12 protein-coding genes and 1 tRNA gene are annotated in these 14,070 nt (G+C 55.5%); 6 read left to right on the top strand and 7 right to left on the bottom strand.

The window, feature by feature from the left end; translation table 11 throughout:
* Positions 1-61: 61 nt before the first annotated feature.
* The 3 genes from AC2FJ5_RS08410 to AC2FJ5_RS08400 are packed head-to-tail and all read right to left on the bottom strand — an operon-like array spanning position 62 to position 4,333.
* Complete coding sequence (locus AC2FJ5_RS08410) at positions 62-1,474, bottom strand: FAD-binding oxidoreductase (protein ID WP_496793073.1); 1,413 nt, start codon at positions 1,472-1,474, stop codon at positions 62-64.
* Positions 1,475-1,501: 27 nt separating this feature from the next.
* Complete coding sequence (gene ggt, locus AC2FJ5_RS08405; protein ID WP_496793071.1) at positions 1,502-3,295, bottom strand: gamma-glutamyltransferase; 1,794 nt, start codon at positions 3,293-3,295, stop codon at positions 1,502-1,504.
* Positions 3,296-3,346: 51 nt separating this feature from the next.
* On the bottom strand, positions 3,347-4,333 hold the full coding sequence (locus tag AC2FJ5_RS08400) for a 2-hydroxyacid dehydrogenase (RefSeq protein ID WP_496729275.1): 987 nt from the start codon (positions 4,331-4,333) through the stop codon (positions 3,347-3,349).
* A 191-nt stretch (positions 4,334-4,524) separates the two neighbouring features.
* Between AC2FJ5_RS08400 and AC2FJ5_RS08395 the strand changes: the two genes are divergently transcribed.
* Together AC2FJ5_RS08395 and AC2FJ5_RS08390 are read left to right on the top strand one after the other, a co-directional pair.
* Positions 4,525-4,992 carry an SH3 domain-containing protein gene (locus tag AC2FJ5_RS08395; protein WP_282022367.1) on the top strand — a complete coding sequence of 156 codons (468 nt, stop codon included), beginning with the start codon at positions 4,525-4,527 and terminating at the stop codon, positions 4,990-4,992.
* 437 nt (positions 4,993-5,429) lie between these two features.
* Positions 5,430-5,504, top strand: a tRNA-Gln gene (locus AC2FJ5_RS08390).
* A gap of 187 nt (positions 5,505-5,691) precedes the next feature.
* Here AC2FJ5_RS08390 and AC2FJ5_RS08385 read toward each other — a convergent pair.
* Both AC2FJ5_RS08385 and AC2FJ5_RS08380 read right to left on the bottom strand, forming a co-directional pair.
* Positions 5,692-5,895 carry a hypothetical protein gene (locus AC2FJ5_RS08385; protein WP_496692260.1) on the bottom strand — a complete coding sequence of 68 codons (204 nt, stop codon included), beginning with the start codon at positions 5,893-5,895 and terminating at the stop codon, positions 5,692-5,694.
* A gap of 508 nt (positions 5,896-6,403) precedes the next feature.
* The gene (locus AC2FJ5_RS08380; RefSeq protein WP_496793070.1) at positions 6,404-7,999 is read right to left on the bottom strand and encodes a GMC family oxidoreductase; all 1,596 of its coding nucleotides are present in this window, start codon (positions 7,997-7,999) and stop codon (positions 6,404-6,406) included.
* A 109-nt stretch (positions 8,000-8,108) separates the two neighbouring features.
* Here AC2FJ5_RS08380 and AC2FJ5_RS08375 point away from each other — a divergent pair, with 109 nt between their 5' ends.
* From AC2FJ5_RS08375 to AC2FJ5_RS08360, 4 genes are all read left to right on the top strand, one after another.
* Positions 8,109-9,347 (top strand): TRAP transporter substrate-binding protein, encoded by a 1,239-nt coding sequence (locus tag AC2FJ5_RS08375; protein ID WP_142638251.1) that lies wholly within the window; start codon positions 8,109-8,111, stop codon positions 9,345-9,347.
* A gap of 65 nt (positions 9,348-9,412) precedes the next feature.
* On the top strand, positions 9,413-10,078 hold the full coding sequence (locus AC2FJ5_RS08370; RefSeq protein WP_142638249.1) for a TRAP transporter small permease: 666 nt from the start codon (positions 9,413-9,415) through the stop codon (positions 10,076-10,078).
* On the top strand, positions 10,078-11,436 hold the full coding sequence (locus tag AC2FJ5_RS08365) for a TRAP transporter large permease (RefSeq protein ID WP_496701159.1): 1,359 nt from the start codon (positions 10,078-10,080) through the stop codon (positions 11,434-11,436). The genes AC2FJ5_RS08370 and AC2FJ5_RS08365 overlap by 1 nt, the downstream gene beginning before the upstream one ends.
* An 11-nt stretch (positions 11,437-11,447) precedes the next feature.
* Entirely contained in the window at positions 11,448-12,227 is a 780-nt protein-coding gene (locus AC2FJ5_RS08360) for an IclR family transcriptional regulator (protein WP_496678596.1), read from the top strand.
* Between the two features lie 553 nt (positions 12,228-12,780).
* On the opposite strand, the gene AC2FJ5_RS08355 is transcribed toward AC2FJ5_RS08360, so the two are convergent.
* Positions 12,781-13,131, bottom strand: coding sequence for a DUF1194 domain-containing protein (locus AC2FJ5_RS08355; protein WP_496793069.1), 351 nt, complete (start codon positions 13,129-13,131; stop codon positions 12,781-12,783).
* Between the two features lie 107 nt (positions 13,132-13,238).
* Entirely contained in the window at positions 13,239-14,009 is a 771-nt protein-coding gene (locus AC2FJ5_RS08350) for a hypothetical protein (RefSeq protein WP_496705453.1), read from the bottom strand.
* Positions 14,010-14,070: the final 61 nt, after the last annotated feature.

The raw sequence follows: 14,070 nt of genomic DNA, 5'->3' as shown, positions 1-14,070 counted from the left end.
GCAGAATCTTTGAAAATTGAGGCATCCTTGTGGCCTAGATACGGAATAATCCGCGCGGTTTTTACCCGTCCCGAGCCGGAAATATTTTTCCAGGGTTCATGATATTGTCGGGATCAAGCGCCTTTTTCACCGCCTCCATAAAGGTCAGCGCTGCCCCTAGCTCCTTGGCCAGGTATGACCGCTTTCCTTGCCCGATCCCATGTTCCCCGGTACAGGTTCCCTCCATCTCGATCGCAAGGTCATTCAACCACCCAACAAACCCGTCCGCTTTGGCCACTTCGTCGGCGTTTTCCATGTCGATCAACAGCAAGGTGTGAAAATTACCGTCCCCTACATGCCCGACAATCGGCGCCAAAAGCCCAAGTTCCTTGGCCTTGTTCCGGGTCGCAGTCACGCATTCTGCCAGTCGCGAGATCGGTACGCAAACATCGGTTGATATGCCCCGCGCACCGGGGCGCAACTGCAAGCTGGCCCAATACATATCATGGCGTGCCTGCCAGAGTTTGTTGCGTTCTTCGGTTGTCGAAGTGGCCGCGAAATCTGTGCCGCCGAACTCTTCGGCGATCTGACCAAATGTCTCAGCCTGCTCGACCGCACCACCAGTTGATCCATGAAACTCCAACAGCAAAAGCGGGGTTTCCGGTAAGGCCAGTCCCGAATAGGCGTTTGCGGCCTTCACCGACACCTCGTCCAACAACTCGATCCGTGCCACGGGAACGCCGTACTGGATCGTCATCATTACAGCCTGACAAGCCGCGTCGACAGAAGGAAACACACAACGCACCGAGGTGATCGCTTCGGGGATGCCTTGCAGACGCAGAGTGAGTTCTGTGATGATGCCCAGCGTGCCCTCTGCGCCTACCATCAGGCGGGTCAAGTCATACCCGGCCGACGACTTTCTGGCCCGCTGCCCGGTTCGGATGATTTGCCCGTCCGGCATCACGGCCTCAAGGCTAAGGATATTGTCCTTCATCGTGCCATAGCGCACCGCATTGGTTCCCGAAGCACGGGTCGCCGCCATACCGCCCAGCGAGGCGTTCGCACCGGGATCAATCGGAAAGAACAGACCCTGATCACGCAGATGAGTATTCAGCTCCTCTCGCGTTACACCTGGTTGCACGACACAATCCAAATCATCGGAATGAACGGCCAGTACCTTGTTCATCTGAGACAGATCGACCGAAATGCCACCGGCTGGCGCGTTCACATGCCCTTCCAGTGAGGTTCCGGTGCCAAAGGCAATCACAGGGACCTTATGCGTGGCGCAGGCCTTGACGATTTCCGAGACTTCCTGGGTCGAATGCGGAAACACCACCGCATCAGGGGGCTGGTTTTCGATCCATGTGGTCGTATGCCCGTGCTGCTCGCGGATCGCCTGACCCGTTTGCAAACGGTCGCCGAATTGCTGTTTCAGAATGCCGACGACCGTTTCAATCCCCGCCTCGTTTCGCCGAAGCGACTTTGCCTGCACCATGCTTTCCCTTTCTGACTGGCCGCTAGACTATTCGCCCAGCGCAATGCCCTCACGTCGCGGATCGGCACCGCCTGTCAGCATGTCCCCGATCTCGATGGCATGAAGACCTGATGTCAGATCACGCGCGTTGACCTCATAGCCAAGTTCGGTCAGCGCATCCGAAAGCCCTTCGGCCCCGGTGCCCTGTTCCACGTCGAACGTGCCGAAACGATTGACCAGATGCGGCAGTGCCAAGGCCTGTTGCACATCCATATCCCAATCTGCCCAAGCGATGATCGACGTGGCAACATAGCCGATAATCCGGCTTCCGCCCGGCGACCCGATGGCCAGAACCGGTGCACCGTCCTGCATCACAATGGTCGGACTCATAGATGAGCGCGGACGCTTGCCCGGTTCCAGACGGTTGGCAATCGGAACGCCATCACTGTGGGTTTTGAACGAGAAATCCGTCAGCTCATTGTTCAGCAAGAACCCGTTGGTCATCAGCCGCGATCCAAAGCCGTTTTCGATCGTCGTGGTCATGGACAGCACATTGCCATACTGGTCCACGATCGAAATATGCGAGGTCGACGGAAGTTCCAGCGAGATATCATCCGCCCAGTTCGAGGCATGGTCAAATTCGGGATTCCCCGGAACGGCGTCGATCAATGCGGCCTCACCGCTCAGCAACGCGCCCCGTTCGGACAAATAGGCAGGATCGACCAGCCCCTGTGTCGGCATCGGGACAAAATCATGGTCAGCCATATAGCGTCCACGGTCGGCAAAAGCCAAACGCGAAGCATCCCCGATCAGCCGCCAGGATCTGATATCTTCGGGGCCTGACGCTGCCAGATCATAGCCGTTCAACATGCCCAGAATCTGCCCGACCGTCAGCGCCCCTGAGGATGGCGGGCCCATTCCGCAGACTTCATAAACGCGGTAGGTGGCGCAGACGGGGTCACGTTCGATGACCTGATAAAGCGCCAGATCTGTACCAGACAGCACGCCTGGATTCCCAGGCGCGTTGCGAACCGCGCTGACGATCCCGGCGGCAATCTCTCCTCCGTAGAATCCAGCCGATCCTTCCGCAGCCATGATGCGCAGCGTTTCCGCATAGGCCGGGTTCGTCAACCGCTGCCCCTGTGCAAGCGGCTGTCCTTCCGGCAGGAAATACGCGGCTGTCTCGGGAAATCGCGACAGGCGTTCCGCGTCATTCTCAACAAGGCTGGCCAATCGAGGGGAAACCAAAAAACCCTCATCAGCCAAATTAATGCCGTCAGAAAACAGGCCGGGCCACGGACTGCGGCCCCAGCGGCGATGCGCCTCTTCCAACAAAGCCGGGGTGCCGGGTGTGCCGACAGAAAGTCCCCCGACAACCGCATCAAAGAATTTCAGCGGTTCGCCATTCTCGTCCTGAAACAGACGATGGGTGGCCTCAAGCGGGGCGGCTTCACGTCCGTCCAGTGTTGTCAACTTGCCAGAGGCCGCATCATACCAGACCAGAAATGCACCACCACCAAGGCCCGAGGATTGCGGCTCGACCAAACCAAGTACAACCTGCACGGCAACCATCGCATCAGCCGCCGAACCGCCTGCCCGCAGCACCTTGGCCCCAGCCTCAACCGCTAGAGGGTTGGCCGCGGCCACCATCCAGTTCTGCGACGTCACGGGTTCACCGGCCAATTTCGCTTCGAGTGAGGCTATGACTTCTGCGGTCAGGCCTTGAACCTGCCCGTCAGTACCACCCTCAGGTGCAACCGCATCCGCAGCTTCCTGAGAGGCCAACGGCCCGGCAAAGGTCATGGTTGCCAAAAGCAATCCCGAAATCAGACTTCGTTTCATAGTATCCTCCTGAAAAATTGACTTTGTATCGTCTGGCCACCAAGCCGCCTACTATAACATGGACGGAACAACCTGGTCCGGTGGTCGGTGGCCGTCTTCGAATGTCTTGATATTTATGATAACTTTTTCGCCCATTTCGATCCGCCCCTCAAGCGTGGCAGATCCCATATGCGGCAACAGAACCACGTTCGCCAACTGCCGTAGGCGAGGGTTCACCTTCGTTCCGTGTTCATAAACGTCAAGACCTGCACCTGCGATATCGCCTGACCGGATTTGGCGGGTTAGCGCGTTTTCATCGACTACTTCGCCACGTGACGTATTGACGAGCACTGCACTCGGCTTCATCAGCTTTAGCCGCCGGGCATTCATCAGGTGGAAAGTCGAAGGCGTAGACGGGCAGTTGACCGAGATCACATCCATCCGCGCGACCATCTGATCAAGGCTTTCCCAATAGGTCGCCTCAAGCTCTTGCTCTGTCTCCGGCCTCAACCTACGACGGTTGTGGTAATGTATCTGCATTCCGAAGGCACTGGCACGACGGGCAACCGCCTGACCAATCCGGCCCATCCCCAAAATGCCAAGACGCCGCCCACCGATCCGCCCACCCAGCAACGCGTTGGGTGACCATCCTTGCCAGTCCCCTTTTTGCATGACGGACAACCCCTCGGGGATGCGGCGGGTCACGGCCAATATCAGCGCCATGGTCATATCCGCAGTATCGTCGGTCAGCACACCGGGCGTATTCGACACAAGGATGCCGCGCTGACGGGCGGTTGCGACATCGATATTGTCAACCCCTGCCCCATAGTTGGCGATCAGTCGCAGCCTTTCACCCGCCCGCCCCAGCAACCCGCCATCAATCGAGTCTGTAACCGTTGGTACAAGTACATCCGCTTCTTGTACGGCCGCTACAAGCTCTTCTCGGGTCATGGGTGCGTCGTCCGCACGCAACCGGACATCGAAAAGCTCGCTCAATCGGGTTTCAACAGCCTCGGGCAACCGTCGCGTAACGACAACACTCAGACGTTCTCTAGGCACCTGTGTACTCCCACTGCTTTGCAAACTTTCGCGCGTCATGGCATCGTGGCGCAGGATAAGGCGGGGCACAAGAACCCCTGGGCATTGATCCAACCTTTTTTCGAAGCAAAATTAACAGGCATAAGAGCAGACTGTCAGTGAGTGTTCTCCTACCAGTAAATCGCCGGATTCTGGCGCTTTTTTCAGTAATTATGCTTGTGCTTGGTCCCTTAGTGGCCAGCGCACAGGATAAGCGCGGCCAGGTCACGAATCTGCCTTTGCCACGGTATGTTTCCATGAAAGCGGCCGAGGGAAACGTGCGCAGAGGACCATCCCTGTCGCATCGAATCGACTGGGTGTTCAAACGGCGTGGGATGCCTTTGCAGGTGACAGCGGAATATGGCAACTGGAGAAAGGTTCAGGACCGCGATGGCGCAGGGGGGTGGGTCCATTACGCCTTGTTGTCTGGCGTGCGCACAGTACTGATCGAATCCGACTTGCTGCCGGTCTATTCCAACCCGGACCCAAACTCGCAGGTCAGTGCGCGGTTTGAAACCGGCGTTGTCGCGCGGCTTGGAACCTGCACGATCGAGTGGTGTCGCATCTCTGCAGGTGGCTATCGTGGCTGGGCCCTGAAATCCAACCTTTGGGGCGTCGATCCCTCAGAGATTCGCGAGTAGCGCTGATCTCAGAGCAACCGGCAATGAAGTTCCCGATCCGCCACTCTCGAACTTGCTTATTCTTGTTATCTGCTTCGGCATTGGGCCGCCCTACGTAAGCAGGAGGCGCAACAAAGGAGTGCAGCGCCAGAAAGACCACATTCGCGACTGCCACTCGCCCTCGTTAAACCAATCGAAAACCTGCTTCCTGTCCGCCTGCCAGACGAATCCTCGCCCGGCCCAGCCGTTCAACATCTGTCCGCAGAGTCATGCTTCATTGGCGGAAGGGCCAATTCACAGCCGTTGCCGTCAAACCATGTTCAACACCTTCTGGCAGGAAGAGGTGCTGCTAACATGACCCGTGAAAGATGCTCTGAATTTTTTTTATAACTGGCCTAATTTTTTACCTGAAAGCTCTTGAACCCTACCAACAACAATCGTAGATAGCGCCTCACCGTTGGGGTGTAGCCAAGTGGTAAGGCAGCAGTTTTTGGTACTGTGTATCGTAGGTTCGAATCCTACCACCCCAGCCAGTTCATCAGATCATAGAACGACAACAGGCTCTTGGGGCTAAACCCTCCGAGAAATGCCCCCGTTTATGCCCCAGCCACCCGAACCACCCGTTAACAATCATAGCGGGTTCTGCGGGGGTGCCCCTCCCACGTTGCGGGGGGAGCGGGTTAGCTGTTCCGAAGTCGAGATTTCTGCATAGCCACAGGTCTATAGCATATCCCAATCGACCCCGTTCGCCTGCCGGTCACGCTCATCCTCAAGGTTATCACGGCGGTCACCGATGGTCAGATGACGCGGGTTCACACAGCGACGGTTATGGCAACGATGCCGGATCGTCGTCAGGACAGCCTTGGGCGGTGGGTGCAAAAGAAAACCCCCGGCGAGAACGCCGAGGGCAGACAGGTACTTCATGGATCAAACTCCTGCAGTTGCTTCTTTATTTAGATGCAAGAGGTTGCTCGGTTTAGATGAAAGCGGACGTTGGGTGAAGACTGGTGAATGACCGGGTTGCGGGACTTAGCGGCCAATAGGGTTCACCGACGCAGTGCCCGTAGCCAGGCTCAGGCTCTCGACCCAGAGCTGTGTATATCTCTCTGCAAGTGAAGTACTTGTACGCCAAAAATAGGAAAGTGGACGTTCCGATTTGAACTATTGGAAAAGCAAGTAGTGTCCGCGACCGCTTATGCATGTTTCGCGAGATTGGCTTGACGTCAGAATCTGAACTGGATGCAGCACAGATCGTTGACCAAGAGTCGCCCTCCCAGATCACGGTCAGTCATGAGACAAGAGTTGGCAAAGTGCGAGTTGCGATCAGACATAATCAACAGAACAGCTTGAGCTTGCGCGACTGGCACACCGATCCATCGGTTGCGAGTGTTTTGGGCATTCTGCATCGCACACAGGCAAGATGGAGGGCCTGTCAGGCACCCGCGATTATCAAATCGCTCGCCTTTTCCCCGATCATTATTGCCGGTGCGTTGGTGTTGCCACTGACGATTTCGGGCATGATTGAACAATCGGCCACGCGCAGATTTTCTAGTCCGTGAACCCTTAGTTTAGGATCGACAACAGATGCCTCAGAGCTTCCCATCGCACAGGTGCCGGTTGGGTGGTAGATTGAGGTCGAATTCGACCTAGCCCAATCCAGCGTAGCGTCATAGTCGTTGCAATTCAGATCTGCTGTTGGTCGAAACTCTTCCGAAATCTTCGAGGCCAGAGGGTCTTTCTTGGCAATTCGCCGCGCGATATTCACGCCATCGACGATGGTTCTGCAATCTGTTTCTGTGGACAAGTAGTTCGGTATGATCTTGACATGTTTGGACGGATCGGGGCCGTTCAAGCGCAACTCCCCCCTGCTTTCCGGGCGCAGCTGGCAGACCGACATTGTAAAGGCCGAGAACGGGTGTACGCCCTCGCCCGGGCTGTCAGCGGACCAGGGTTGGACATGAAACTGTATATCGGGTGTCTCTACATCCGGGCGCGTTTTCATAAAGCCGGTGGCGAGGCTGGCCGCCATTGTCATAGGCCCTGCACGGAACAGTGCATATTTCAGAGCGATGCGCGCCTGATTGAACAGGCTGCGGACTTCATCATTCAGTGTTGGTTCATTGCACTTGAACACCAGGCGCGCCTGTAAATGATCCTGCAAGCCCTTACCGACGCCAGACAGGGTGTGAAGCGGTTCGATTCCGTTTTCTTTGAGGTGGTCCGGGTCTCCAATCCCCGACAACATCAGGATCTGGGGCGAATTGATCGCGCCGCCAGACAGGATAATCTCGCGTCGAACCTTCAGAGTTTGCTCGACCCCTGACCTGTCCCGGTAAACCAGCCCGGTCGCCTTTTTCCCGTCCAAAACCACGCGCGTCACAAATGCGTTGGTGATGATGTTCAGATTCTGACGACTTCGAATGGGTTTGAGATAAGCCACAGCCGCGCTGCAGCGACGGCCGTTGCGGGTGGTCAGTTGGAAATACCCCACGCCCTCTTGTTCAGCACCGTTGTAGTCGGGGTTGAACGGGTAGCCTGCGGCCTGTGCCGCGGCAACCCAGGCGTCGCAGATGGGGCGTTGAATGCGCATGTTCGAAACAGACAAAGGCCCGCCAATGCCGTGAAACTCATCTTCACCGCGTTCTTGATCTTCGCAGCGTTTAAACAGGGGCAAGACATCGTCCCACCCCCATCCCTCATTGCCCATTTGCCGCCAGCGATCGTAGTCTTCTTTCTGGCCGCGGACATAAAGCAGCCCGTTCAGCGAGGATGAGCCACCCAGCACCTTGCCTCGTGGCCAGTCTATGGATCGTCCATTAAGCCCCGGATCGGGTTCAGTGCGATAGCACCAGTCAACCGACGGGTTGTGCATTGTTTTGAAATAACCGACCGGAATGTGAATCCACGGGTTGGTGTCGCGACCGCCAGCCTCCAGCAATGCGACGGTCGTATTGGGATCAGCACTCAAACGGTTGGCAATGACACAGCCCGAAGATCCTGCTCCGACTACCGCATAATCGACTTCCATAACTGTCTCCTCCCGACGCGACTGAAAAAAACTCTATGCAAGATGCGAGAAATATACTAGCCTTTTTTGATACAAAACGTCTCATTAATTGCGATCAGGGAGGTAAGCAATGGAGATCGGTAAGAAACTAAGTGGCATTTCCCGGCGAGATTTTTTTCGTGTGGCCGGGCGGTATGGCATGAGTTCGACACTGCTGGCGGCAGGCGGGTTCGGTGGCGCGATGAGCCTGGCGAATCTGGCGCAGGCAGCCGAATCAACCTATGAAAAGCGCTTCTCGAAAGAGCCAAAGCACACGCTTAAATTCGGCGCATCGGGCTTTAACACCCGCAATCTGCTGATCGAACGCGCCGGCGCGATCGAGTTTGCACGCGATCTGGAAGAGCGCACGGACGGTGAAATTCGGATCGAGTTCATTGGCGATAACCAGATCTGCGGCCAGCTGAGCTGTGTTGAAAAAACCCAGCAGGGCATTGTTGATATTTACGCGGCCTCGACCCAGAACTCGGCTGGAGGCGCGCCGTATCTCAACGTGCTGGACTATGCTTACATGTTCCCCAGCCGGGCAGCGCAGTATCACTTCTTCTACAGCCCGGCGAGCCAGCGCATTCTGCGTGATCCGCTGGAGAAACGGCACGGCCTGAAGTTCCTGTTTACCCACTGTGAATTGCGCGGCCTGCAAATGGGATCGACCTTTGCCGACAAGCCGACCGTCACCAAACTGGAAGAGCTGTTCGGTACAAAGAACCGTGTGACGGGTACACAGCTGGGACGCATTGCGATGCAGCTGTTGAACCTGAATCCGGTACCGGTTGCATGGGAAGAAACTCTGGATGCGTTGAAGACGGGGCTGATCGACGGGGCTGAAACGTGGGCATCGGCCGTCGCATATGCCAACATGGCTCCAGTGGTGTCGCAGTCAGTCAACCTGAAATTCTTCTGCGGCACTGAACATACCTCAATGTCGGCCAAAGTGTTCGACAGTCTGGGCGGGGAGCTTCAGGATGCTGTGATGGAGTCTTCCTACTTTACGCAGGCTTTGATTCAAGGTGCCAATGAAGCGGCTTTGCTGAACACCGTCGGTTTCTCGGAACCGCAGCTGCCTGATACTATCTTCGCCGAAAATGGAGTACGTCCGGCATTCCTGCCAGATGATCAGATCAAACTGGCCGAAGAGATGTGCGCCCCGAACTACAACCCCGAACCTTGGGCGCAGTGGCGTGAGCGTTTGAACAAATGGGCCGGTGGCATCGATACCTATCAGGAAATCTACGACATCGCGCGTGAGATTCCGGCAGACACCCTGCCGGAAAACGTAGAACCTCGCCGTTGGTGGAAAGGCGAAGCCTGATACAAAAGACGAACCGGCCCCAAGCGGGCCGGTTCTATTACACACCGACTGGGAGGACGGGGTACATGTCGTTTTGGGCAGACACAGGCGCGATCTTCAGTGCCTTTCTCAGCCAGGATTCGTTCGAGATTCAATCAGCGCTGGAATCGGACGCCGCATGGGTGTTGGGCGCGGTTGTTTCAGCCATGGGCGGATTCGTGATCATGCTGATCTATCGGACAGTGCCGTTTATCGAGCGCCATCTGGAGCGGTCGGTGATGGTATATTCTTACCTCGCGATTGCGTTGATCATTTTCTGGGGCGTGATCGACCGATTCGTGTTCAACGATCAAGAACCGTGGTCCACCACTATCCCTCCCTTGTTGTTTATGGTGATGGCGTGGTTCGGGGCCACGTACAATGTTCGCCTGCGGACGCATCTGAGTTTCAATGAGTTCCGCACCGCAATGCCTCGAGGCGGGCAGTTGGCCTGTTTGATCCTTGATGCGGTGCTGTGGTTCATCTTTGCGGTGATCGTCATCGTGACGACCACGCGACTGGTTGCGTTATCGGCGTCAAATTTTCAGATCGTTCTCGGCACGGACAATATCATGCAGTGGTGGTTTTTGCTGGCCGCACCTCTTTCGTTCTTTTTGATGATCGGGCGTGTGTTTCAGAACCTCGCCGACGATCTGCAAAACTGGAAAACAGGTGAGCCGCTGATCAAGCAGGCCGTGATCGGAGCAGACTGATGACAGACGGAACTTTGGTTACACTGATCTCACTTGGGGTTACCTTTCTGTTCATGCTGGGCGTGCCGGTGTTTTTGGTCATCGGCTATTGGGTGATCGGCTGCTCATTCGTCCTTGGCTTGACGCTGGACAATATGGGGGCCGAACTGTTGAACGTGTTCAACAAAGGCTTTGCCCTGCTCGCGATGCCGCTCTTTATCCTGACCGGAGACCTGATCAACAAGTCTGGTATTGCCCGAAGGCTCAGCGATTTCGCCTATGCCTGTCTGGGCTGGATACGTGGCGGGTTGGCGATGGCATCGCTTGGTGCCTGCGGGTTATTCGCGGCGATTTCGGGATCAAACTCGGCGACGACAGCCACAATTGGTTCGATGCTGCACCCCGAGATGGTCAAAGGTGGCTATGACGAACGGTTCAGCGCGGCGACCGCTGCGGCAGGAGGTACTGTAGGGATCATAATCCCGCCGTCCATTATCTTCATCGTCTATGGCTTCTTGATGAACCTTCCTATTTCCGAGTTGTTCGTGGCGGGCATTCTTCCGGGCGCGCTCATGGTCTTTGGTATGCAATTCGCGTGCTGGATCATTTGCCGCATGAACGGGTGGGGCCATCTGATCCCTTTGCAGCTCAACCGGGTACTGAAAACGGCATTTGGCGCCTGGCTTGGATTTTTCGCCATTGGGCTGGTGCTGTGGGGCATCTACACAGGCAAGTTTTCCCCGACAGAAGCCGCGGGCGTGACAGTTGGCTTCTGTGTGATCGCTGGTTTGGTCAGCTATCCGATCAACCGGATTATGGGGGCCAGAAACGACATATCGCCAACCGAGAAGAGTTACGCCGAAATGTTCGTGGTCGAAGGCTTTACGATCCCCGAGATCCCCTCGATCGTCATCCGCTCGGCACAGATCACCGGCATCCTCGCGCCGCTGATCGCGATATCAGTTGTGATGCAACAGATCTTGTCATTGCTCGGCGCGCAACAAACCATTGGAGATTTTGTAACCTCGATGGGTGGGTACTATGCGGTTCTGTTCACGTCGATGGTGATTGTCTTCTTCTCGGGTATGGTTCTGGAAAGCCTACCTGTAACCATAATTCTCGCCCCAATTCTTGCGCCAATCGCGGCCTCGGTTGGGATTGATCCAATCCATTTCTCGGTGATCTTCCTTGTGGGGGCGTCCATTGGATTCATCACACCACCTTATGGGCTGAACCTCTATGTGGCTTCAGGAGTAACAGGAGTACCCTATTTCCGGTTGCTTCGGTATACGGTACCCTATCTGGTGGCGCTTCTTTCGGTTTGGATTTTAGTGTCGCTTGTGCCCGATCTGGCCTTGATACTGCTGCCAAATAACTAGACTGTTGCAGGATGGCCGAGACGGAAACACAAGAAAAAGAAACTCAAATACCGACCAACCTCCGCCTCCTGCTGATCCTCGAGGAGGTGGCGCGGCGTGGCGTTTCCGTAAAACCATCGGATCTGATTGAGGCATTAGGTCTGGCCAAGCCAACAATTCACCGTCTGCTGCAAACCGCAGAAGCCGAGGGGTTTCTGCAGCGGGATCTCGATGGCAGATCATATGGCCCGGGACACCGGCTGCGACTGCTATCGGTCAACACCATGTCGTCCGAGCATTTGCGCACTGCACGACTGGCGATCTTGCGCAGTGTGGCTGAAACTGTTGGCGAGACATGTAATCTCGCCATTCCAGACCGCGAGGGCATGATCTATCTCGACCGGGTGGAAACGAAGTGGCCCCTGCGAATTCAACTGCCGGTCGGGACACAGGTGCCCTTCCATTGCACGGCCAGCGGCAAGATGTACCTGTCCACACTACGGCAAAGAAAGCTGGATGGGTTTCTTTCGGCAGGACATCTACAACCACAAACCGAACGCTCGCTGACCGATCCCAAGGCATTGCGATCGGAGATCCGACGTATCTCTGAGAATAGTTATTCCACCGATGACGAGGAATTCATGACCGGAATGACTGCCCTAGCAGTACCCGTTCAGGATGGACAAGGCCGATTGGTAGGCACGCTTTCGGTTCACGCGCCGACACAACGTCATGACGTCAACAGTCTGATGTCGTTTCTGGGCATACTTCAGAAGGGAGCGAAGCAGCTTTCGGCTCTTTTGAGCGAGTGACTAATGCTTCAGATGACAGTCAAAGCGTGATTTTTTTCACCAGCTGCGAATTCGATCATCGACCGGTTTGGAGAATTCTGCACCAGAACGGATGAGAGCGCGATAAAAGTTCCGTGTATTCCGTTCGTTCAACTTTGCAGAGTCGACATTAGCGCACCGCTGCCATTCCTAGCTAGCGCAGCATCTGTCACTCTGGGCTCTAACCAGTTCCTGGCAGTACTACGCGTGTACGTCCGCTCCCCACCCAACCCGCCAGCACCAGCGACCAGTCTTCAGCCCCCGGAATCGATCGTCAGCGGTCGTCTTAGCGGCAGTGAACGGTTGATCTAGCAGTTGGAAATGCCCGTCGCAGAGCTTAGCGAATTAACCATAAGCGTACAAATTTCGCTCGGTTCGTACAAATCGATGTCAATAAGTTTGTCTACTCGCACCGTGTCGAAGATTCACCATCATTTGTGCGGATCCATTGGAAGCGCGGAAAACTAGTTTCCCTTAGAATATTGCTGCTGGCTTTTTTGTATCGAGCCACGGCTGGTTGATGCAAAGGCCGATTCTAGGGTTCGCTCCAGATATGTTGGTTCCGTTCCCAGATCTTCTCGCCAATCAGGCAGTCTGAGGGTGAGGCAAGTTGCGCCTTCATAACCTCTCCTATTGCTGGCGCTGACCCAATTTCCAGTACCAATTTTCTTCGTACGCCCTCCGCAAAGCCCTGCCAGTCAAGCACCGGGACTACGAATGAACCAGGTCCGCCTGTCACACAGTTCTGGTAGTAGACGTCAAGATCGTCGAAGTGCCACTGACTCCCCATACCTTCGCGGGTCATCAGCGGTAACCCAATTATAATAATCGACTTCGACAGTACAGCGTCACGGGCCCGCAAAACCAGGCGGAAGTTGCGAAACATCAGCCGCTGCAGCTGGTGAGGTCCAAACTAGACCCGAAACAAGCACAATCCCGGAAACCAAACCTTTCAACTGGCGCACTGTTTGGGAAGCTGGTTGGAGGCTGGCATCAATTGCATTGATCATACCTGTAGTCCCCGTACTCCAGCCAGTTTGCCGAGCCTTCGCTAAAAATCAGAAATTCGGACCTGTCTTCCCCAAGCAGGGCGACGACAAATCCGGCCGGTGGCTCAGAGTTTCCGAAGTAACTGTAGGCCGTCATGGCTCTGATCCACTCGCCGCTGACTGCCACTCGCGCGTCCCACTCCCCCTCCGGGTTTTCCAAAATCATAGGTTCGATCACGCGTTTTATCGCACCGCCTCCACAATAGACGATGCCTTCGGGTGCTTCATAGGAGGCTCCCTGGCTGGCATCCGAAGCGCACTCAGAACGAAGGGACCGAATTGCCGCGCGGGAACCTTTTAAGTCGAAGATTCCATAGCTGACATCTTGATCAATCATCGACAAATTAACCGATGCATTGGCCGCAAGCTGGTCCAATACAAAACCATAGTCCTGCTGACTATTGAAACTGATCTCGACGGGATAATTGTCAACGATCTGCAACACAGCGTTTTCAGCGCCAACCTGAAATGCCCCAACCTCGGTGGTGCCGTTCTTCAAAAAACGAAAGGAAAGCCCTTGCTTCTCCGCAATGTCCTGGCTGTCCTCATATCCAGCTGGAGCAAAGCGAATACGGTTACACTGAAGCTCTAGCGTCATGTTTCCGGTCTGAATAAATGCATTGGGATTAGGCCCGGAACTGAACGACCACTCCGCCGATGCTGTGGTCGCCATTGCCATCATTAGCGTTCCAATGGAAATCGGTCTGAAACTCATTTTCTCTCTCCATGGTGTTGCGGTTTGCACTTTCATTCAGCAGAGATTCCGACCTGTTGCC

Source organism: Ruegeria sp. CDSA221 (genome assembly GCF_059611825.1).
Note: the sequence above shows the minus strand (reverse complement) of the source record. Positions and strands in the feature narration are given on the sequence as shown.

What these genes read in the sequence shown, in the direction of transcription:
- AC2FJ5_RS08410 (WP_496793073.1), bottom strand. Translation starts at nt 1,474, where the DNA reads ATGGTGCAGGCAAAGTCGCTTCGGCGAAACGAGGCGGGGATTGAAACG.
- ggt (WP_496793071.1), bottom strand. Translation starts at nt 3,295, where the DNA reads ATGAAACGAAGTCTGATTTCGGGATTGCTTTTGGCAACCATGACCTTT.
- AC2FJ5_RS08395 (WP_282022367.1), top strand. Translation starts at nt 4,525, where the DNA reads ATGCTTGTGCTTGGTCCCTTAGTGGCCAGCGCACAGGATAAGCGCGGC.
- AC2FJ5_RS08385 (WP_496692260.1), bottom strand. Translation starts at nt 5,895, where the DNA reads ATGAAGTACCTGTCTGCCCTCGGCGTTCTCGCCGGGGGTTTTCTTTTG.
- AC2FJ5_RS08380 (WP_496793070.1), bottom strand. Translation starts at nt 7,999, where the DNA reads ATGGAAGTCGATTATGCGGTAGTCGGAGCAGGATCTTCGGGCTGTGTC.
- AC2FJ5_RS08375 (WP_142638251.1), top strand. Translation starts at nt 8,109, where the DNA reads ATGGAGATCGGTAAGAAACTAAGTGGCATTTCCCGGCGAGATTTTTTT.
- AC2FJ5_RS08370 (WP_142638249.1), top strand. Translation starts at nt 9,413, where the DNA reads ATGTCGTTTTGGGCAGACACAGGCGCGATCTTCAGTGCCTTTCTCAGC.
- AC2FJ5_RS08365 (WP_496701159.1), top strand. Translation starts at nt 10,078, where the DNA reads ATGACAGACGGAACTTTGGTTACACTGATCTCACTTGGGGTTACCTTT.
- AC2FJ5_RS08360 (WP_496678596.1), top strand. Translation starts at nt 11,448, where the DNA reads ATGGCCGAGACGGAAACACAAGAAAAAGAAACTCAAATACCGACCAAC.
- AC2FJ5_RS08355 (WP_496793069.1), bottom strand. Translation starts at nt 13,131, where the DNA reads ATGTTTCGCAACTTCCGCCTGGTTTTGCGGGCCCGTGACGCTGTACTG.
- AC2FJ5_RS08350 (WP_496705453.1), bottom strand. Translation starts at nt 14,009, where the DNA reads ATGAGTTTCAGACCGATTTCCATTGGAACGCTAATGATGGCAATGGCG.